The organism is Burkholderia sp. WP9 (genome assembly GCF_900104795.1).
GTDB lineage: Bacteria > Pseudomonadota > Gammaproteobacteria > Burkholderiales > Burkholderiaceae > Paraburkholderia.
On the sequence record NZ_FNTG01000004.1, the window covers coordinates 120,816 to 139,992 of the forward strand.

General features: G+C 58.2%; 16 protein-coding genes and 5 pseudogenes. 12 read left to right on the forward strand and 9 right to left on the reverse strand.

Going from position 1 to position 19,177, the window contains the following annotated elements; all coding sequences use genetic code 11:
- The first annotated feature begins 3 nt into the window (after positions 1-3).
- A complete protein-coding gene (locus tag BLW71_RS38870; RefSeq protein ID WP_091809897.1) occupies positions 4-318 on the forward strand; it encodes a TrbM/KikA/MpfK family conjugal transfer protein in 315 nt (104 codons plus the stop codon).
- A 135-nt stretch (positions 319-453) separates the two neighbouring features.
- Complete coding sequence (locus BLW71_RS38875) at positions 454-702, forward strand: hypothetical protein (RefSeq protein ID WP_091809899.1); 249 nt, start codon at positions 454-456, stop codon at positions 700-702.
- 214 nt (positions 703-916) lie between these two features.
- On the opposite strand, the gene BLW71_RS38880 is transcribed toward BLW71_RS38875, so the two are convergent.
- On the reverse strand, positions 917-3,958 hold the full coding sequence (locus BLW71_RS38880; RefSeq protein WP_091809901.1) for an ankyrin repeat domain-containing protein: 3,042 nt from the start codon (positions 3,956-3,958) through the stop codon (positions 917-919).
- Between the two features lie 840 nt (positions 3,959-4,798).
- Between BLW71_RS38880 and BLW71_RS38885 the strand changes: the two genes are divergently transcribed.
- Positions 4,799-5,188 (forward strand): hypothetical protein, encoded by a 390-nt coding sequence (locus BLW71_RS38885; RefSeq protein WP_091809903.1) that lies wholly within the window; start codon positions 4,799-4,801, stop codon positions 5,186-5,188.
- 558 nt (positions 5,189-5,746) lie between these two features.
- Here BLW71_RS38885 and BLW71_RS38890 read toward each other — a convergent pair.
- Both BLW71_RS38890 and BLW71_RS38895 read right to left on the reverse strand, forming a co-directional pair.
- A complete protein-coding gene (locus BLW71_RS38890) occupies positions 5,747-6,025 on the reverse strand; it encodes an HU family DNA-binding protein (RefSeq protein ID WP_091809905.1) in 279 nt (92 codons plus the stop codon).
- A gap of 332 nt (positions 6,026-6,357) precedes the next feature.
- The gene (locus BLW71_RS38895) at positions 6,358-6,759 is read right to left on the reverse strand and encodes a hypothetical protein (RefSeq protein WP_286162271.1); all 402 of its coding nucleotides are present in this window, start codon (positions 6,757-6,759) and stop codon (positions 6,358-6,360) included.
- A gap of 314 nt (positions 6,760-7,073) precedes the next feature.
- Between BLW71_RS38895 and BLW71_RS38900 the strand changes: the two genes are divergently transcribed.
- Positions 7,074-7,514 (forward strand): DUF3761 domain-containing protein, encoded by a 441-nt coding sequence (locus BLW71_RS38900; RefSeq protein WP_091809910.1) that lies wholly within the window; start codon positions 7,074-7,076, stop codon positions 7,512-7,514.
- A gap of 88 nt (positions 7,515-7,602) precedes the next feature.
- Positions 7,603-8,040: pseudogene (locus BLW71_RS38905) on the forward strand (IS6 family transposase); the annotation flags it as partial.
- Between the two features lie 328 nt (positions 8,041-8,368).
- Here the strand turns inward: BLW71_RS38905 and BLW71_RS38910 are convergent.
- Positions 8,369-9,430 (reverse strand): IS110 family RNA-guided transposase, encoded by a 1,062-nt coding sequence (locus BLW71_RS38910; RefSeq protein ID WP_091809912.1) that lies wholly within the window; start codon positions 9,428-9,430, stop codon positions 8,369-8,371.
- An 87-nt stretch (positions 9,431-9,517) separates the two neighbouring features.
- On the opposite strand from BLW71_RS38910, the pseudogene BLW71_RS43075 reads away from it, so the two are divergent.
- Positions 9,518-9,826, forward strand: a pseudogene (locus BLW71_RS43075) (DDE-type integrase/transposase/recombinase); the annotation flags it as partial.
- Positions 9,720-10,280: pseudogene (locus BLW71_RS38920) on the forward strand (recombinase family protein); the annotation flags it as partial. The pseudogenes BLW71_RS43075 and BLW71_RS38920, both read left to right, overlap by 107 nt.
- Positions 10,281-10,648: 368 nt before the next feature.
- Here the strand turns inward: BLW71_RS38920 and BLW71_RS38925 are convergent.
- Both BLW71_RS38925 and BLW71_RS42635 read right to left on the reverse strand, forming a co-directional pair.
- Positions 10,649-11,455 (reverse strand): RMD1 family protein, encoded by an 807-nt coding sequence (locus BLW71_RS38925; RefSeq protein ID WP_091809914.1) that lies wholly within the window; start codon positions 11,453-11,455, stop codon positions 10,649-10,651.
- Positions 11,456-11,828: 373 nt separating this feature from the next.
- Positions 11,829-12,014: pseudogene (locus BLW71_RS42635) on the reverse strand (recombinase family protein); the annotation flags it as partial.
- Between the two features lie 38 nt (positions 12,015-12,052).
- Here BLW71_RS42635 and BLW71_RS38935 point away from each other — a divergent pair.
- From BLW71_RS38935 to mscL, 5 genes and pseudogenes are all read left to right on the forward strand, one after another.
- On the forward strand, positions 12,053-12,424 hold the full coding sequence (locus BLW71_RS38935) for an ADP-ribosylglycohydrolase family protein (protein WP_091809917.1): 372 nt from the start codon (positions 12,053-12,055) through the stop codon (positions 12,422-12,424).
- 69 nt (positions 12,425-12,493) lie between these two features.
- Positions 12,494-12,628, forward strand: coding sequence for a hypothetical protein (locus tag BLW71_RS42640; protein WP_286162273.1), 135 nt, complete (start codon positions 12,494-12,496; stop codon positions 12,626-12,628).
- Between the two features lie 123 nt (positions 12,629-12,751).
- Positions 12,752-13,201 (forward strand): DUF2501 domain-containing protein, encoded by a 450-nt coding sequence (locus BLW71_RS38940; protein WP_091809919.1) that lies wholly within the window; start codon positions 12,752-12,754, stop codon positions 13,199-13,201.
- Between the two features lie 121 nt (positions 13,202-13,322).
- Positions 13,323-13,753 (forward strand): annotated as a pseudogene (locus BLW71_RS38945) (DUF3761 domain-containing protein).
- 62 nt (positions 13,754-13,815) lie between these two features.
- Positions 13,816-14,256 carry a large conductance mechanosensitive channel protein MscL gene (gene mscL / locus BLW71_RS38950; protein ID WP_091809921.1) on the forward strand — a complete coding sequence of 147 codons (441 nt, stop codon included), beginning with the start codon at positions 13,816-13,818 and terminating at the stop codon, positions 14,254-14,256.
- A gap of 295 nt (positions 14,257-14,551) precedes the next feature.
- Here mscL and hmpA read toward each other — a convergent pair whose 3' ends face one another.
- The 3 genes from hmpA to BLW71_RS38965 form a co-directional block, all read right to left on the reverse strand.
- Positions 14,552-15,793 carry an NO-inducible flavohemoprotein gene (hmpA, locus tag BLW71_RS38955; protein ID WP_502686872.1) on the reverse strand — a complete coding sequence of 414 codons (1,242 nt, stop codon included), beginning with the start codon at positions 15,791-15,793 and terminating at the stop codon, positions 14,552-14,554.
- A gap of 227 nt (positions 15,794-16,020) precedes the next feature.
- Entirely contained in the window at positions 16,021-17,004 is a 984-nt protein-coding gene (locus BLW71_RS38960) for a tyrosine-type recombinase/integrase (protein ID WP_091809925.1), read from the reverse strand.
- A 190-nt stretch (positions 17,005-17,194) separates the two neighbouring features.
- A complete protein-coding gene (locus tag BLW71_RS38965) occupies positions 17,195-18,934 on the reverse strand; it encodes an IS1634 family transposase (protein WP_091809757.1) in 1,740 nt (579 codons plus the stop codon).
- Between the last annotated feature and the right edge of the window lie 243 nt (positions 18,935-19,177).

The following is a 19,177-nucleotide window of genomic DNA, read 5'->3' on the forward strand; positions in this document are numbered from 1 at the left end:
CTCATGAAACGACTGATCGCAATGTTAATCTGCGGCGCGGTCGCCACCCAGACGGTGGCGCTGGCCGACGACGACAATCCGTCCGCCTGCGGTGCCGTCCTGTGTCTCGCCGGACTGATCGCCGGTGGCAGTGCCGGCGGGGACTGCAAAAACTATATGACGGGTTACTTTTCCATCGTGAAATTTCACCACGGCCACTTCGATGAGACAGGCACGTCGAATGCCCGCAGCGATTTCACGAACCAGTGCCAGAGCGTTGGACCGGATACGAAGAAAGGTGTGAACGACCGCTACGGAAACGTTCAATCTGGTCCGTGACGCGCAGCCGGTCTCTCAGGTCCTGACAAAGTTTTGCCCTCGGAAGTCAGGACTTTTTACGGTGCGGGCTGCGGCCCGCGCCTTTTTTCATTCATTCACAGATGGCCCGCAGGGGCATTTTATGGAGAACCCACGATGCCGCTGACAGATGAAACATTGCGCAAAGACCACGCTGCACTTCGCCTCGCGATCGAACTGCCTGGCTTTGACTGCAATCGCGTGATTGCGCATTTGCGGGTCGCCGGCAAGCCGATGTGGAGAGAACTACCGTTCCAGCTCGCCTCCGTCAGCTTCGACTCGAGGAAGGCTGCCGCGTCTGGATTGAGCGAGCACGGTCAGCGAGAGGTCAACCCTGTCTTCAATGCCTTGCGCAACTGTCCGTGACAGCGATGTCGAATTGCGCGCTGTTGCGCCCGTTAATTACCCGCAGGATCGTCGAGGTGTCCTGGCGTCGAGGTTCTGTGCCGCCGCGCCGGTTGCCGTAACGTTGCCAGCACCATTTCTCGACCAGCTGATGGTTGCCGCGCTGGCCTTTCCGTTTCGGCTACGCGGAGTCACGGTAAGAGACCAGGCATCTCCCTGCTGGAAAATTTGTCGATTAACGCTTATGACGCTTCACGATTTCCCGTTTCAGGCGTTCGATTTCCCCACGTTTGGCAGCTCTTGTGCCCCATTTTGCGGGCAGTTGCCCGGCGGCGGCCTGCTCCGCCAATTGCCGTGACCGGGCCGCGTGCAACGAGGCCGCAGGTGTTTCGGCTAACTGTGCTTCCTTCTGCCGCTGTAAATCCTCTTCCCGCGCGACCAGGCGTTCGGCGGCGATCGGTGTGGTGCGTTTGGGGAGTCCGGCCAACGCCAGATAGTGGTCGATGGCATCCGACACATTCTCCCAGCCGTCCGGGCAGGAGAATTCGTTGATCAGCGGCAGATTGAGGGCGGCATATATCGGTGTCCAGCGTTCTTCATCGCCCTGCCGGTGACGCACGGCGAGTTTCGGATTGAACTGATACCAGCCTTGAGCCACGCGCATGAAGAGCGCCCGGTTATACGCGTACTCGCGTTCAATCTCGTTTCTCGCCAGCACGCCGGACAGATGCTGACGTTTGTTGCGTTCAGGAAGTACCACGTTGGTGGGCAGATGCTGCCAGGCCTCCAGAATGGCGCGGGTGTCAAATGCGCCGTTGGCCTTGGGCTGCCAGTGGGTGAAGCGCGACTTGAACAGCACCCATAGCGTCTGGAAGAGACAGTATTCGGACTGGTGCCGGTCGATGCGTACAAGTCGATCGCCGGTATTCACGTCGACGCTGGCCGGGGCGAGATGTTCGTACAGTGCGGCAAGCGGGCCGCGGGCAAATTTCTCATCGCGGAAAGCTTCGCGCAAGGCCCAGTGCAGGGCATTGTAGCCATAGTGATCGACGGCCTCGCGGTCGGCGCCGCGCTCCAGCACGGCTTCCACCAGCGGCACGTTGCCGGCGGCGGCGGCGGCCATCAGCGGCGTCTGGTTCATCGGCAGACGATGCTCGATGCCGTGCTGGTCGCATTGTTTCAGGATGTCCTTGAAATGGCCGGCGAAGTAAGGGACGTAGGTCTTGCGTCCCAGCGGCATGCGCTGCTGCGGAAAATTTTTCGCCTGGTCGAATCTCGCTTCCTTGAGCAGCCAGTGCGCGAGCTGGGGTTCATCAAAACAGGTGGCGTAGTCGTAAAGCTGCTGCCTCAGCTTCCCGCCGGGTGCCTGTTCGCGAAATACTTTGACCAGCAGCTCATTGATCTTCGTTTCGTTGAACACGGGCCAGGGCACCGGTGTCTGTTTCAGGATGGTGCGGCGGATGGCCTCAGCCTGCTCCTGCTTGCCCTGAAGCTCGAGCCTGCGCGCTTCTTTCTGCCAGTCCTCAACAGTGGATTGTTTCGCCTCCACCCTGACCTGCCCGAGGTCCATATCGAGCAGTCCAAAGAGCGGGTGCCCGGTGTCCGACTCGATGACGTAGATATTCCTGATCGCACGCGTGAGCGCCACATAGAGGGCATTGACGAAGAATTTGTAGACCTCCAGCGACTTGTCGCTCTTGTCCTTCGCGCGCCGGTAATCCAGCGTCTCAACAACCAGATCGGCGCTGGTGACCCCTTCGACAAAGTCGCTGAATTCAGCCCGGTGATCGGAGATAAAGCGGTAGAGAACGATGTTCTCGTATTCGAGGCCCTTGGCTTCATGAATGGAGAACAGCAAGGGCGTGGCGAAGTGCTTTCTTGCTTCCACCTTGTCTTCGTCGCGCATCACCAGCACGGCAAACTGGGTGGACTGGCGGATCTTATGGTCAAGCTCGCGCTTTGTGGCGTCCTTGTCTGGCATCAGCGCGACCTGTCCGGTCTCCCCCCCGACGGCTTGAACGAGAAAGTTGCTTTCGCGATCGATGGAGCCGAAGCGCCGCTGCTTGATTTTCAGCAGCTGGTTGGCGACGCGCGTGGCCTCCAGCCCATTGCGAAAATTGGCGGTGAGCACGCGCAGTTCCTGCCGCTCGGCCAGCTTCGGGTCTTTCCAGAACAGGCTCTTGACCTGACTCCATGAGAAAAAATTGGGATGAACGATCTGGTTGGAATCGCCGCAGAGCAGAAAGTGGCCGGGTTTCTTCAAGGTCTTCAGCACCAGTGCCAACTGCACGGTGGTGATGTCCTGCACTTCGTCGATGACGACAAAGTCGTAGCGTGGCGCGGCCAGCGCCTGCCATTCCTGGGCGACGAGATTGAGGTCATAGAGATTCGCCTCTGTCAGCCAGGTGCGATACTTCTCGAAGAGATCGTAGAGCCTGTCGCGTTGGTCGGTCGGAAAGATGGACTGGCGCACGCCGAGCGTGCGGTAATGGTCGCGCGATAGAACGCCGCCGGCCCCGGCCGCAATCACGCCGCGAATTTCTTCGAAGACCTGATGGCCGTCGAACTCCCTGAAAGTCTGCCGGATGCGCGCAAACCAGCCTGCGAAGTCCCGCCAGGTGGCTTCCCAGCCGTGTGGAACGCGGATGGATTCGACGAACTCGCGGTAGGAGAGGAACACGGCTTCCTGCCCGCTGTGCTCGAAACCGTTGGCGTAGTACAGATCGCGGGCACTCTGCGCGAGGTAGCTGGAGTGGGTAACGTAAAGCACCTCGCCTTCGGCGTGCTTGAGCTTTTCGAGGGTCAGCGCCGTCTTGCCGCTGCCGGCGCTGCCGACCACAATCAGGGGCGGCGGCTGGCGATAGACGGCGTCTTGCGTGTCATCGAAAGAAATGGGCCTGTCCAGCAGATGAATCGCCGTGCGCTCCGGGTGCAGGTAGCGCACGGGCTGCGCATCCTTGATGGCCTCATCCGCATCAATGTCGGGAATTTTGCCTTCATCTATCGCCGCGCCGCGCAGAAAGCGCGACTTGTCATACTCGTGATTGGCGATCACTTCCAGCATCAGCGCGCAGACCTCGTCGCCGTGGCGAATCAGGGAGAACAGCAACCGGTCGGCGTCATCGAGCTTGGCCCGGTAGAACTTGCCGTGGCTAAGATTGGCAAGCTTCTTGACCTGTGCGGCGCGGAAGTCGTGACGTGCGATGGCATCAGCCACCTTGCGATAGCTGGCCTTGACGCGAGAGGTGTCAAGGCCGGTGTATTCAAGAATCTTCATTCATTGTACCGGCTCGGATTACCTGGACATGGTTTCGCAACTCAGGTCGCCTTGCGATTGACAGAAGTCGGACGGGTTTCGAGGGGCGGCACTATGCCCAATTGTTCGAGACACCAATAGCGATTGTAACGATCCCTGAATCCGGTCACAGCGCCGCGGATCGTCTCAAGGTTCTTTCGCGAATCAGGCGCGGCGAACAGGCGCTGGAGATGCGATCGTCAGTTGATGGAACTCGGCCCGTGGCCGCGGTAAAGGGATTGCCGAAACGATCGGTTAAGCAGCGCCGGCGCGGAATCAACGGCGGCCGTGCGAGCGTTGCGCAAACCAGTTGCGTTACCAATTTCAACGGCAACAATCTTGACCGGCATTCTCGGGAGCGTGGTCCTCCCGGAGCAATGAAAGCCGACCAACAGCGCGGCCCCACGCTTTCGCCCAGCGAGCGGGCCGCGATTTTTCCGCCTCGTTGCCTGCATGGATGTCGATTGATTGCCAGGCGCGAGCGGCGCATCACATAGGCCCGCAATTGTGCGGCATCGCGGCTGATTGGCACCGTCATACGGGGGCCGGAAGTAGCACGTGCTACCGAAAAAAACCCGCCTCAGTGGGGGCGGGCTTAGTCCATATCAGGAGGAGACATGGAGGAGACCGTCTCAGCATAAACCCCCGGTAGCATCCGTGCAGCGTCACGCGTCACGTTTTTAATGTTCGTAACGGTGACGTCAAATAGGATTGTTGATTCGATCTGAAGCCAATATGCGTGACGTATCGAATAATCTGACGGACAAACCTGAGACAGGGCAGGGCAAGCGTGGACGGGGACGACCGCGAAAGCCGGATGCGATGACCGGCGCGCAACGGCAGGCGGCCTACCGGCAGCGGCAGCGCACGACATCAATTAACGTAACAGTAACGAAAAATGAGGCGCTGACGGATCAGGCGCAGATCTCAAGCGAATCGCATCAGCGTCAGGTTTCGGTGCTGCGTAACCAGCTCGCGCGCGCCGGGGCTGAGCTGGGTGCCCTGAGAGCCGCAGCCACGGATGGCGCGGGTGCGCCGGGTTTCGACGTGATGCTCAAACTGCTGGCGATGGCGTGCGCGCGCAAGCCCCTCAAGGCCCAACTCGCCATTCGCGAATCGGCCGTGTGGCGTGACGGCGTGGGCCGCGCATCGGGCGTTTCGGATGAGCAGATGAAAAGGATTGTCGCGGCGCTTGCTGGCAATCTGACCTAGCCCTCCGGCCAGTGGCGCAGGCCCCTGATCGCTCACGCAACCGGTTCCTAACTATCGCGTCGCATCGCAAGATTACCGGCCAGTCCACGGCCAGCAATGCACCGGAGCCCGGTCCGGTTTCGAATGACCGTTTAACTGCCCGTCGCTCAAGGTGTAGCTGTATGGGAGGCGAACTCGCAATCGCAATGTGAAGGTGTACGCCTATGGGAGGCTGTCCGGCCTGTTTGCTCCCGCTGGTAGTGAGAGCAGGCGACCAGACGCTGTCTGCGGGGGGGCGTGGCCTTGCACGATGGGGTTGACGTATTTTTCGTGCATTTTCCTTATAGGTGGTTTGTTACTTCTTATCGATCAATGATTTGCACATCCGTCTGTTGCGCGACAACCGTGGCGCCCCCGAGCCGTGCTGCGAGCGGCTCTGTACGCGACCACAGCCAGATCTTGCACGAATCGCACGATTAGCCGAGTTAAAAGCCGTGGATTAACAGCGATCGAGGGCAGGTCAATCGGAGCTTGAGCGCTCCGGGCGGGCTGCACCAAACCGCCCGCTTTCCATGCAGGTCAAGCCGCTTTCACGGCATCCTTGAACGCCTTACCGGCGGTGAATTTCACCGTCTTCGCCGCGGCGATCTGGATTTCGGCGCCGGTCGACGGATTGCGGCCAACCCGCGCAGCGCGGGCACCCGTTGAAAACGAACCGAAACCGACCAGCTGCACGGTGTCGCCCTTCGTCACCGCGGCGGTGATAGCGGCGATCACCGCGTCGATCGTCCCGGCTGTCGCGGCCTTGCTCTTATCCGTCGCCAACGCGACTGCATCCACCAGTTCGTGCTTGTTCATTATCGATTCCTTCCTGTTGTTGTGGTGTCGTTACAGTAACCGATGGGGGGCCTCCGCGCAATCCAGGCCGACGTGGCGTTTTCTGGTGGCTTCCGCCTCATGGCATATTGATCGGCACTCCGTAACGACCGGCCGCGTCAACTCTGCCCCGTGATCAAGGTTGCGGCCATCGTTGCGTTGGAAAAACTGGCTGAAGTGGAACCCGGAGAGAACGTCGGGAAAGAGGAATGCTGCGGGAAACGCTAAGTTCACGCGGCCGCCCCGGTTCGTTGAAATCAACCGGGCGACAACAGTACGCGTATTGCCTCGCACCGCCATATGCTCGAACGGGTTCAGGGAATTGGCGAGCGGGCTGTACCCGTGACGAAAGTCCTGAGCCGCTGCTCGGCCGCGAGAACGGCGTGCAGCGGTGCATTTGCCAGTTGACCGTCGTAAAGCGCCAGCAACGTTTCGAAATCCTCAACTGTCTCGGCCGGCAACTGCCATGTGCCGGATTCGCGAGCTTGTGCCAAGGTCGCTTCGATGGCGCACTCTGCAATCTTGAAACGCTCCTCTTGACAGGTGCCATAGCCGGCGCGCTGCAGAAACCAGCTCAGGTAGACCGCGCGCATGAGTTCATTGACCAGATGACTGTTTCCGTGACCGGTACGGCACGCGACCAAAGCAAGATGGATGGAGAGCGATTGCCCGCTTACCGACGCGCGGTCCATCGGCAAAAGAAGCGCCTTGGTCAAGGGCTTATGGGGCCGGCCGGAGGATCTGGTTCGTCTGGAAGACACGGATTCGAAGGTTACTGAGCAGTTGAACAACGATCGAATTATAACCGACAGCGGCAACGGCGCAGCGGGCCTTCAAAGCCGCATCTGCCGGCGGTATTCCAGCCACTCAAAATGAAAGGGAGACTGCCGGCTTGATTTTACGAAGATTGACAGTATTGCGCACCGGAACATGTCAGCCAAACGCATCGACGTTGCGTTATACCAATCAGTGTCGGGCGGCCGAGCGACACTGATCGAACCTACGTCGTCTCACACCTACAGGATCAGCGATGAAAACAACGTTTCTTTCCATGGCAGTGGTGACCGGATTGCTCGTTGCAACTGCTGGCTATGCCCAGGTTCCGGCCAGCGCGCCGGCCGGATCAACAGCCCTCTGCAAGGACGGTACGTCCTATTCGGGCGCTTCGAAAAAGGGCGCCTGCGCTGGTCATAAGGGTATCAAGACCTGGTACGGCGCATCGGGCGGCGCAGCGGGGGCTGCTAGCGCTCCCGCAGGTGCGGCCCCTCCTGTCGCTCCGGTCGCCGCGAGCAGCGCAAAGCCAGCGGCAGCCGGTGGCGGCCCCGGCCAGGTCTGGGTCAACACGAGTACCAAGGTCTACCATTGCCCGACAGACAAGTACTACGGCAAGACGAAGAATGGCGCATACATGACTGAGGCAGATGCAAAAGCAAAGGGTTTCCACGCCGATCACGGAAAGACCTGCCAGTAAGTATCGCCAGGGCAACGGCGCCCGTCCGGGTCTGACACTCGGACGGGCGCTTTTATACAAACATTCTCCTTCCGCTCACGATCGTCCCATTCTTCGCACTGAACCACTCCCGTCGCTGTACCATCGCCATCGATTCCCTGGCGCCGTCATCAGTTGCGCCGTTCGCTGGTATTTCCGGTTTCAGTTGAGCCTGCGCGACATTGAAGAGTTGCTGTTCGAGCGCGGTGTAATCGTCAGCTATGAAACAGTGCGGCGCTGGTGCGACAAATTCGCCGCTGGCTGCTCGCATCGTGTCAAGGCTGCTCGTCGCAAGCCCGGCACCACGTGGCATCTGAATGAGGTGTTTGTGACGCTACGCGGTGAGCCTTATCTACTGTGGCGGGCAGTCAATCAGCATGGCGCCGAACTTGATATCCTGCTGCAGAAGCGGCGCGACAAGGCTGCGGCGAAACGATTCTTCAAACGTGTGCTGGCGGCTTGTCCTGAGGTGCCGCGCAAGATCGTCACTGACCAGTTGCGCAGCTATCTATAAGGAGCTTCCGTTTCTTGCAAGCTGGGTTTAATAGGGCATACGTCGAATCCTGTGTTGTCAGCGCGTGCACGGAAGCATGAGGGCAGACGAGGCAGACTGCAAACCTATAAACGGCCTGTTTGGGCGCTGTGATTGCTGCGCCCGGGCCCGGATAGTAACCGCACAGCGGGACTCCATTCCGGCGACGGCGAATACAAGAACTGTAGCGCCTGATAGCTGCTCGAGTTCGCCCGCTGTCGGTCTGACCTGTCGCTATCCCTGCGTGATTCGTGCTGCGCCTGGAAGTCAATTCATGGTGGCATTGCACTTTCTGTTCTGTAGTTCATGCGTGCGCCGCCATTGCATTGCGGGCGGGCGCATGGGATGGATCGAAGCGTTCGTCCCTGGCCAATACGGCCCAGAGGATGCGGACGTGCTTGTTGGCAACCGCGACCAGCGTCTTGTAGTAGCCAATACGCGCATGCAGCTGGACGATCCAGCGCGAGAGCCGGTCATCGCGTCGGTGCGCTGTGAGAATGGCCGATCGGGCGCCCTGGAACAGGAGCGTGCGCAGGTAGTCGCTGCCCTGTTTGGTGATCCGGCCGAGCCGCTGTTTGCCGCCGCTGCTGTTCTGTTTGGGAACGAGGCCGATCCAGGCGGCCATCTGCCGGCCGTTTCTGAACTGACGGGCGTTGACCACGGTCGCTACGACGGCAGATGCGGTGATTCGGCCCACGCCACATATGGCCATACAGCGCTGCGTCTGTGGATCGTGACTGGCGTGTTCGGTGATCTGCCGGTCTAGCCAACCGATTTGCTCATCCAGCGCCTGCCATTGGGCCCAGCCATGCATCAGCGCCTGACGGGCCGGACCGGCGAGTTCGTTATTGCCATCCTCAACACGGTCAACGAAATGGCTTCGGAACCGACCGATGCCTTGCGGCAGGAAGACGCCGAACTCGGCTAGCAGGCCTCGCAAGCGATTCACGAGCGCCGTGCGTTCCTCCACGAAACCGGTGCGCATGCGGTGAAGGACCAGCACGCTTTGCTGCGCGGCTGACTTGACGGGCACGAAACGCATGTGTGGGCGGCTGGCTGCCTCGCAGATCGCTTCAGCATCGAGGGCGTCATTTTTGACGCCAGCGCCACCTTTGCGGTAAGGAGCCGCAAATTGCGGGGGAATCAGCCGCGCATCGTGCCCGAGACCGCGGAGCTTGCGCGCCCAATAGTGCGCAGCGCTGCACGCCTCCATCGCCACCAGACAGGGGGCAAGGTTGGCAAACCAGCTCATGAAATTCTCACGCGCAATGGCCTTACGTACCACAACATGTTCACCAGCATCGACCGCGTGGATCTGCATGACATTTTTGGCAAGATCAACACCAACACGGGTAATTGCGTTCATGACTTTCCCCTTCCACAGATGTGCAACGGCTATCATGATGGCACCAGGAGGCGCAGGCGCCACAGGGACGGGAGCTCCTTACCAATTCCGGCGGCGAAGGCCGACATTCCCGAGCTCGCGCATGTGAAGCACGTATTCGTCAAAGCAGCAGCGCGGCTGAACAACCGGGCGGAGAACAGCCACCAACCGACGCGCGAACGCGAGCGTCGCATGCGCGGCTTTCGCGACCCGAAACGCACGCAGGCATTTCTCTCCTGCTTCGGACCCATCCGGCAACACTTCGCGTTCAATCGCCATCTGCTGCGCGCCTCACTCTACCGCAAACAACTCGCGGCAAGATTCGTCGCCTGGCGCGAATTCACCGAAGTCACCCGAAATCCCTCCTACGCTTTCTGAGGGATGCGCGTCCCTCCCGTCTTTCCGCTTCAGTCGCGGCAAGTTGACAACGCCGTTCGACGAGCTGGAAGATGGCGATGTGCTGATCGTGACGAAGCTGGATCGTCTCGGACGGAACGCGATGGATGTTCGCGCAACAGTCGAACGTCTGGAAGTCATCGGCGTTCGCGTCCACTGCTTAGCGCTTGGCGGCGTTGACCTGACCAGTCCAGCAGGGAAGATGACGATGCAGGTCATCAACGTCGTCGCTGAGTTTGAGCGTGACTTGCTTATAGAACGAACGCATGCTGGCATCCGCCGTGCAAAGGCTGAAGGAAAGGCGTTCGGCAGACCTTTGGCGCTGACTGAAACACAGCGTGCTGTCGTGGTGGAGAACCTGAATGCCGGAATTCCCATTGCGCAGATTGCACGCGAGATGAAAACCAGCCGCCAGACCATCATGCGCGTTCGTGAAGGTCGATTGATGGCAAGTCGCGAGTTGGATGTCAGCGTCGGCGATCCGCATCGGGATCAGGAAGACGAATCTATCAAGCAGGGCCAACTTGGACCGGATGGCGTGCCTTGCGCGTTGATCGACTGGTCGGACCTTCGCGCATCGCGCAGGAAGGAAGCGAACACGCCTGAATGACGAATCGGCTATCACTGCACGCGCAGCCATCAAGAACGTGATGTGCTTTCCTTGCAACTGAATTTCAATCATCGTGACGACAGGCTGTTCACGTTCGACGCTTTCTCGGCATGACCGCACGCGAAGTAAAAGGTCGCATGAGACAGTCTTTCTGCTTCCCTACGAAGGTGAGCGGCGCACTAACTTGACGCCATTCAGAATGCGTGTCGCCGAACAAGGTCAAAGAGAAGGAGAATGGTTTCAAAGAAAATCAATCCGATTACGTACCACTCCAATTTGTGAATTTGTTTATTCTCTAATATATCTGCCAAAGTTTGCACGGTGTCCGAGATCAGGTTCAGCTTGCGCTCCAACGCGGCTTGACGTTCATGCAGTTCAAATTCGTCTTCAAGGCTGGCATAAAGACCACCGAGAAACGGGAATTCCCACAGAGTCTCCGGCTTGTCGCCTATTTCGGCGCGACCTACCATGCGATGCTCGATCAGTATCAGATTGCCGATCTTGGACAGAAGGCTTTTGGAGTCCGCGCTTACCTTACCTGATGTTGCCAGTTCCAAGGCTAAGGGTGCGATCCCATCAAATTTACTTGCGACTTCTTTCTCATAGAGCGCCAAGACTAGACTTTTCCCAAGTGCGTCCGCAATTACTTGCACCTTTTCTAACGTAATTTGGTCTAGTGACACCACGCCACTCTGCACCCCCAAGCCAGATTTACCACAGTGAATTTCCAGTTCTTCGATTTCTGGATTGGTATAAACGTTGGTTGTCAGTATCTTTAGAGATTCGACAAAGTTGGCTTCGTTCTCTTCATCCACGCCAAAAAAGACAACAACGCCATAACGAAACAACACCGCTACGCCGTCGTCGGCACCCACCTTGAGCGTCAAAGGTGTTGTACCGATCGCATCAGTAATTTTATAATTTTTGAGGTCAAGCCTGTCTCCAATCAAGCGGGCACGGGCTTTGATCTGTTGCCGGGAGTTGAGCGCAAGTTGGTTCATGTTTTTGCTGAAACCTGTTTTGCCGGTTCTTTAATATCTCACTTTTCTGTTGGCACTGCCTTTAGATTCAGCATGATCGCGTTGGCGTGTTGCACTGACTGTTTTGGGCCGCTGGACCGATGGCGCGGCAACGGTTCGATGGGCGAACAATCGAGCGACTGTTTCACGCAACGGGTCGTTCGCCGACGTAACGGAAACGACCGCGCCATATGCACTGCCACTGAAAGCGAACGCCGATGGTGCTTCCATAGGCGCTTACCCATGCCTCATCGGGGAATGAATGACTCCCGCTTCAGAATCATCTTCGGCGGTCGAACTGCTCACCCTTAGCGGGTTCCAATTCGCTTCGCTGCCAACTCATTCGGAAACCGCATCAGGCTGTTGGCGCACGCTCGGCACAAGCCCGCTTCACCGTGGCAGTGCCGACGCCGAACTGTTCCGCAGTCTGACTGATGCTTGCGCCATGTTCGGTCCGCCATGCCCGGATAGCGCCGTAGTCGTGGGACCGTTCGCGTCCGGTGTACTTGCCCGCAGCCTTGGCGATAGCCACGTAAGCTCGCAGACCCTTGGTCTTGGGCCGACGAACGTCTCGAAGAGATTTACGCAGACTGGCCGAATCAGCCGGAACGGAAGGAGTTTCTGGCCGAACTGGAAGTGCTGAGACGGTTCCCGAAGACCGATCAACCGCGTGGGACTGGTTATGTTGTGGACACCCTTTACTCAACCCGCAAGGCACTGGAAGAAGAATCATTTCAGGACGTGATTCGAACGGCGATCAGTTTCGGCAACGATACAGATACGACCGCCGCAGTTGCCGGTGGTCTTGCAGGAATACGATTTGGGCTTGGTGGAATTCTGATGCGCTGGTTGGCGCAGTTGCGCGGGTTTGACCTTGTAGCGCCGCTAGTGGATTCGTTTGCGGCGGCTCACGCATTAACCAGTAAGGTCGCCAATCCCCGCACGACTTAATATTTTCATCATTGTGCGCGGACGGTCATGTAATATCGGAATGCATCGTCAAACATCAGGGAAACTAATATGAAGAAACTCATTCTTGCGCTGGTTACTACTGTCGTAACTGCTGGCGCAACTTTACCGGCCTATGCGTATGACAACCATCACCACTGCCACAAGGTGAAGGTCCACCATCATTGGGAAAAGCGCTGCCACTGACCGCTGCTGCCGAGTGAACCCGCGCTACGCGGGTTTTTTTATAACCGCTCGCTTCGCGCAACCGTGGTGTCTCTGAAAGGCACTATAGTGAAAGCTGATTCGCTTCCGCAAAAAGGGGATGTCATGAACACACGCAGGCGTCGCACCGTAGCGAAGGGGTTGTTGGTCGCTGGTTTGCTGTCCCTTTCCACGGCCAACGCGCAATTGGGCAACCTTCTCAATCAAGGTGGAAACAGCGGGTCGTCCAGTGGACTGAGCAGCTTGGGCGGGCTGGGTAACGGACTCTCGTTGCAATCACTGACATCTAGCAGTACCGGTAACGTCGCGGGTGTTCTGGAATTTTGTATCAAAAACAACTATCTGGGCGGCGGCGCATCGTCGGTCAAGGATTCCCTGATGAGCAAGCTGCCGGGTGGTTCATCTTCGTCTGACAGCGGCTATACCGATGGTTCAAAGGGCGTCCTGAATAGCGGCGATGGCAAACAACTTGACCTGAGCGGCGGCGGCCTGAAACAGCAGATGACAAAGCAGGTGTGCGACAAAATTCTTGCTCAAGGCAAATCGATGTTGTGAGCGGCAGATGAGCAGTCGGGTCATCGGTCGCCAAGCCCTTCCGTATTCCTGATCCACGGGCAGTGGCGAACATTGCCGGGAACGTTCATAAGAGCCTGCTTGTCTTTTGGAGATGCTATACATGTACAGACCTTTCCTGTCAGTCGCTATTGGCGCTCTTCTGGTGTCGTCGATGGCCTTCGCTCAAACGAGCGCACCAGTCGCAGCTTCCGCGACGCCGTCTGCTACCATGAACGCCGTTTGCAAGGACGGACGCCGTATTCCGGTGCAACGCTCAAAGGCGCGTGTCGGGGTCATGGTGGCATCGATAAGAAAGCAGCTTCCCAGACCAGTGCCGCATCCAGCGTTTCAGCAACACCAACGCCAGCGGCTTCAACCGTGGCTCCCGCTGCGGGTGGTGGGGCGGGAAAGGTCTGGGTGAACAACAACACCAAGGTCTACCATTGCCCGAACGACAAGTATTACGGCAAGACCAAGAACGGTGCATACATGTCCGAAGCAGACGCCAAGGCCAAAGGGTTTCACCCGGATCATGGGAAAGCATGTCAGTAGCAACAGCGAAATAGCAATGCGGTAAGCAGCGTCCAGATGTCCTTAACCGGAGAGAACTGCACATGAGCATTGTTCAGGAATTCAAGGACTTCGCCCTGAAGGGCAGCGTGATGGATTTGGCAGTCGGTGTGATTATCGGCGGCGCGTTTTCGACCATCGTAAATTCACTGGTCAAAGACCTTATCATGCCGGTCGTCGGCGTCGTGACAGGTGGTATTGACTTCTCAAATCTGTTCGTCAAGCTCGGTCACATACCGCCATCCTTCAAAGGTAATCCCGATTCGTATAAGGACCTACAGACGGCAGGCGTCGCTGTGTTCGGCTACGGCACGTTCATCACGGTGCTGATTAACTTCATCATTCTCGCGTTCATCATTTTCCTGATGGTCAAGTTCATCAACAACCTGCGCAAGCGTCAGGAACCGCCGCCCGCCGCGACACCTGAAGACGTTCTGCTGTTGCGTGAAATTCGCGATACGCTAAAGAACCCGTCTCGGCTTTGAAGTCGCGCCGTTGGTGAAAAGGGATTCAAGCAGATCGGCGGCTAGTGCGCGGACCGGCCACCGATCTGCGGCATCATTCCGATGGGTTCAGCGGAGTTTTGTCGCCAAGTCGGCGGCGGATAGATGGTAGGACCATTTCAGAATCGCCAAGTGGCGATGCCCTGATACTGCAACCTGTTCGATGAAATCTGGCAGTTTTCCCCGCCAGACGTGTTATCGCAGTGTGACGCAGGTCGTGCGAACGGGAAGCATGCAAGACGGTGTCCGCCTGCCAACGCTTCCCGCCAGCTTCCGCTTATTCTGCGAACAGGTCCGGCCCAAACACTTCATAGTGGATACGGTTTTCACGAACGCCCAAATCTTTCAGCGCGTCGTGCTGCATCCGCATGAACGGGATCGGGCCGCAGACGTAGTAATCGGCATCGGGCAACAGAATCTCATCCTTGATTGCCTTGACATCCACGAACCCCGCGTAATCGTAATCCCGTCCCTTGACATCTTGTGGAAGGGGATCGTCGTAGAACACGATCAGATCGAAATTGGCATATGTCTTCGCTGCTTCCCGCAGTCGGTTACGCATGGCTTGGACCCCACTGTTACGCGCACCGTGGACGAACATCACCCGCCGCTGCGGGTCTTGCACGGCCTTTTTGAGCATACTTATCATGGGGGTCAGTCCCACGCCGCCGCTGACCAGTACGATTGGCGTCTTGGCGTTCACGTCGATGTGGAAAGTGCCATACGGTGCTGCTAACTTGACTTCGTCGCCAACGTTGACGTGATCGTGCAACAGGCATGAAACATAGCCCGGTGGCTGCGTGCCGCCGCTTTCGCGCTTCACCGAAATTCGATAGCTGCGACCATTCGGCATATCGGACAGGCTGTATTGGCGAATCTGCTGTAGCCCCAAGGCGGGTACGTTGATCGCAAGGCTGATGAACTGTCCGGGTTCGAAGTTCTCGACGGGACCACCGTCAGCGGGTTCAAGGATGAAGGACGTAATCACGTCGCTTTCGGGACGCTTTTCGCGAACGACAAAGGTGCGCCAGCCAGTCCAGCCGCCCAACTGCGCGGCAGACCGCTCGTACAAGCCGCTCTCCATGCCCATCAGAATGTCGGCCAGATTCCCGTAGGCTTGTGCCCACGCGGAAATGATCTCGTCGGTTGCGGCGTCGCCCAACACTTCCTTGATCGCAGCCAACAGGTGTTCCCCTACGATGGGATATTGCTCCGGTCGGACGCCCAGACTGGCATGCTTGTTCGCAATGTTTTTCAGCACTGCCGTCAAGCTGCTGGGGTCTTCGATATTTTCCGCATACGCGTAGACTGCCCGCGCAAGCGCCTGTTGCTGCTGGCCCTGTTCCTGATGCGCCATATTGAACACGTTCTTCAATTCGGGATGGGCTTCAAACAAACGCTTATAGAAGCACTTGACGATGTCATAGCCATGCTCGGCCAGAACCGGTGCGGTGGCCTTCACGATGTCTTTCGTTTTCTGCGTCAGCATGGCTAGATTCCTTTGAAAGGGTGCGAACATGTTCGGTCGAATAAATCTATGCGGCGAGATGCCACATTGACTGCCCACGCTTACATGAATGGTGGTGGTATATCTCATGTCATGATATACCGGTCGGGGAACTCCAAAGCAAGGCGAACGGTGCAATGTGATTGACGGACATCCGTGCAAGCAATGGAAGGCCACTATTCCGTGCGTCCTGTTGCAGCAGAGTTGGCGACGCGGAAGAGTCTCACCCTTGGAACCTATCAGTCTAGCTTCCGTGCCAACTCGGTTGCAGACGGATGGTAATAACGCTTCAACATTCCCAAGTTGCGATGTCCAGATACTACCGCCAGTTCGATCAAATTCGGCAACTTACGCGCCAATCGGGTGATGGCGGTATGTCGCAGGTCGTGCCAATGAAAATCGGCGATGTTAGCCCGTTTGCAAGCTTTCCTGAATGCCGCATGCAGCGTGTTTCCTTTGACGGGAATTACTCTGCCGTTGATGGAACGGGGAAGGTCGGCCAAGATGCTTACTGCCTTCTTGGACAACGGGACGGTTCGCGCTGTACCGTTTTTCGTGATCGGCAAGTACGCGGTCTGGGCGTCGAGATTGACGTTCGACCACCGCAATTCAATCAATTCGCCGCGTCTCATGGCCGTTTCCAAGCTCAGGATTGTTGCCGGAAGCAGCCATGTGTTCCGGCGTCCGGTTGGAGCCAATGTCGCAAGAAGGCGTGTTTCTTCGTCGTCGGTCAGTACGCGATCTCGACCTTGGGGTGACGGCGGTTTGCGGATCAATGAGACGGGGTTCGCGATGTTGATGTCCAGTTCGCGACGTGCATGATTGATGATCGCAGACAGATACGCTAGTTCTCGAATTACCGTGGCTGGCTTTACCTTCTTTAGACGTTCGTCCCGATAGGCCGCAACTGCCTTTGGTGTCAGCGCCGCCATGCTGAGCTTCGCCAGTTTCGTGCGGCACGTAGCCCGAAGCCGCGATATTTCGTCCGCACCGCTGCGCCTTGTGGGACAAACGTCAGTGATGTAACGCTCGATGATGTCTTCGAGAGTATTCGCTTCAGCTTCACTGCGACTGACGAAACTCCCACGATCCGTCTCGGTTTCGACGGATCGCGCCCATCGTTCCGCATCGGCACGGACGTTGAACGACTTTGTTTCAGCCGGGTATCCCGCACGGCAAACGCGTGCCTGCCACTTGTTACTTCTTTTTCGGATCGATGCCATTTCCTGTCTACAACTTGGACAGAATTTGGACAAGATCGATTTTTCGTATGCCAGCAGTCAGATTTGTAGCGATTTCGTCAGGCGATGATTTTGTCGAGAATCGAGCGCAGCGTCGAACTAGTCCGAGCTTTGAGCGCCGGCGCGCATAATCCTTTGATTTATCACGGTTATGCGCGCGCGAGGGGGACGGCTACTGGGTACAACCAAGGCTGACGTTCAGAAGGCGAAAGGCCTTTTCCTGAACCGGTGTGGGCCGCGTGGACATGACGATTTTGGCGTCCGGATTCAGCGGCGTGTGGCAGATGTTGTAGGTGAGCGTCGCCAGGTCATCGAGCAGCGTACGGAAGCTATGAACCGGCAAGCCGTCCTCGCCAAGTTTGGTCGCGTCCTTGGCTTTGGCCTGGTCCGAACGTCGCGCCTTGGCCACCGGCGAAGGCCGGGCCGCACGCGCCTGCTCGACGTATTCATCGTCAAACAGCATCGGCTTTAACTTCTCGCGCATGTGCCACTCGACGTAGTAAGCGAGCATGCACAGAAAGACGTGCGCACGCACGCGCCCGGCATTCCAATGGAACACCGGGCGCACCTGCAGATCGACTGTCTTCAGCGAACGGAACGCCCGCTCCACCACCGCCAGACCCTTGTAGGCCGTTACGGCCGCCTCGGCTGACAGAGCCGCTGCCGGCAGACTCGTACGCACCACATACAGACCATCAAGTGCGGCCTCCTGCTGGATCTGTACCGTCTTGCGCTCCCAGCTAAAGCTCGAGTCGGTGATGCTCAGCTCGAAGTGCTTGGCCATCCTGTAGTGATCGATGACCCGGCCCACGCGCAAGGCAATCGCCTCGGTACCCTTGAGGCGGTTGCGGGCGCGCGTGGTCGCTTCGGCGATCTTCATCAGCTCTGCTTCGGTGGCCTGCAGCAAGGCCTCGCGCTTGCGGGTGCGCTCTTCGGCCAGCAGCGGATTGCGACACACGATAAGCCGCTCGCCGGGGAACGCCTCACTGGTGACTTCGAGCAGGTTGCGCTCATCGAACAGCGACGGCTGGAAGGGTCCCTTCTCCTGGGCGAGCGCGGCCATCTGTGGCGCGCGCAGGCTGCTCACCCAGTCCAGTCCGGCCGGGCGCAATACCGTGTCGATGCGCGCCTGCGTGAGCATGCCCCGGTCGCCCACCCAGGCAAGCTTCTCGATGCCATAGCGGTGCTTGAGCTTGTCCACCTGCGAGGCCACGGTAGCCGGATCGGCGGTGTTACCGGCGAAGACTTCGACGGCCACTGGGCAGCCCTCAGGAGTGCAAACCAGACCGAACACAATTTGCGGATCGTCGCGCTTGCCATCGCGGCTGTAGCCGTGAGCGGCGAGCTCGCAGCAGCGGCCGGTCACCCACGTGGAGGTGAGGTCATAGAGCACCAGCGTACTGCCACCCAGATGCTGCCGGGCAAGGCGCTTCTCGATGCCTTCCTGAGCCTCTCCCAGCCAGTCAAGCGCGGCATAGACCTGCTCGAGTTCGACCTCACCCAGCTTGAGCAGCCGTGACAGCGAGTGGGTCGCGGTCTCGTCGCGCAACATGCGATGGGTGGCGAGCTTGGAAGCAGGCGAGACCACCCGCGCCACCAGCAGCGCAATCACTACCGAACGTAGCGCGGCAGGCGCCGACGCAAGCCACTGCTCGGCGCCGCAGGCGCGCGCGGCGCCGAGCACCGCCGCCACGTGTCCGTGTGGCAGGCTGCGCTCGATCACGAAGGCCTCATCGGCGGACGACACCGCGACGCCGCCGCGCAGCAGGACCTTCAGTCCTTCGATGACCTCGGCGGGCAGCGAGGAGAGATTGGCGAGGGTGCGTTTTCTGACCGTGTTGCCGTCGCGATAGGACTCACGCAGCAGGATCGCGGGGGGCGAGTTACGGTTGGGGACGTGTTCGATATACATGAACACTTATTAAAGCATAATTTCGCAGAGAAGCAATACATTAATACTATTTTACATGGCTACATGATAGTCCCAAAAGATAGCCGAAACCCAGCGCTGATGGGGATTCCGGCTATTTGAAAAGTTAAAGCTCGGGCTAGCGCGGCGGCGAAGGTAGGTCCGCAACGCCGATGGCGACTGACAGATGACCGATACGTAATCCAGTTCAATTATTTGTTGAATTTTTTCACTCGGCCGAGGGTT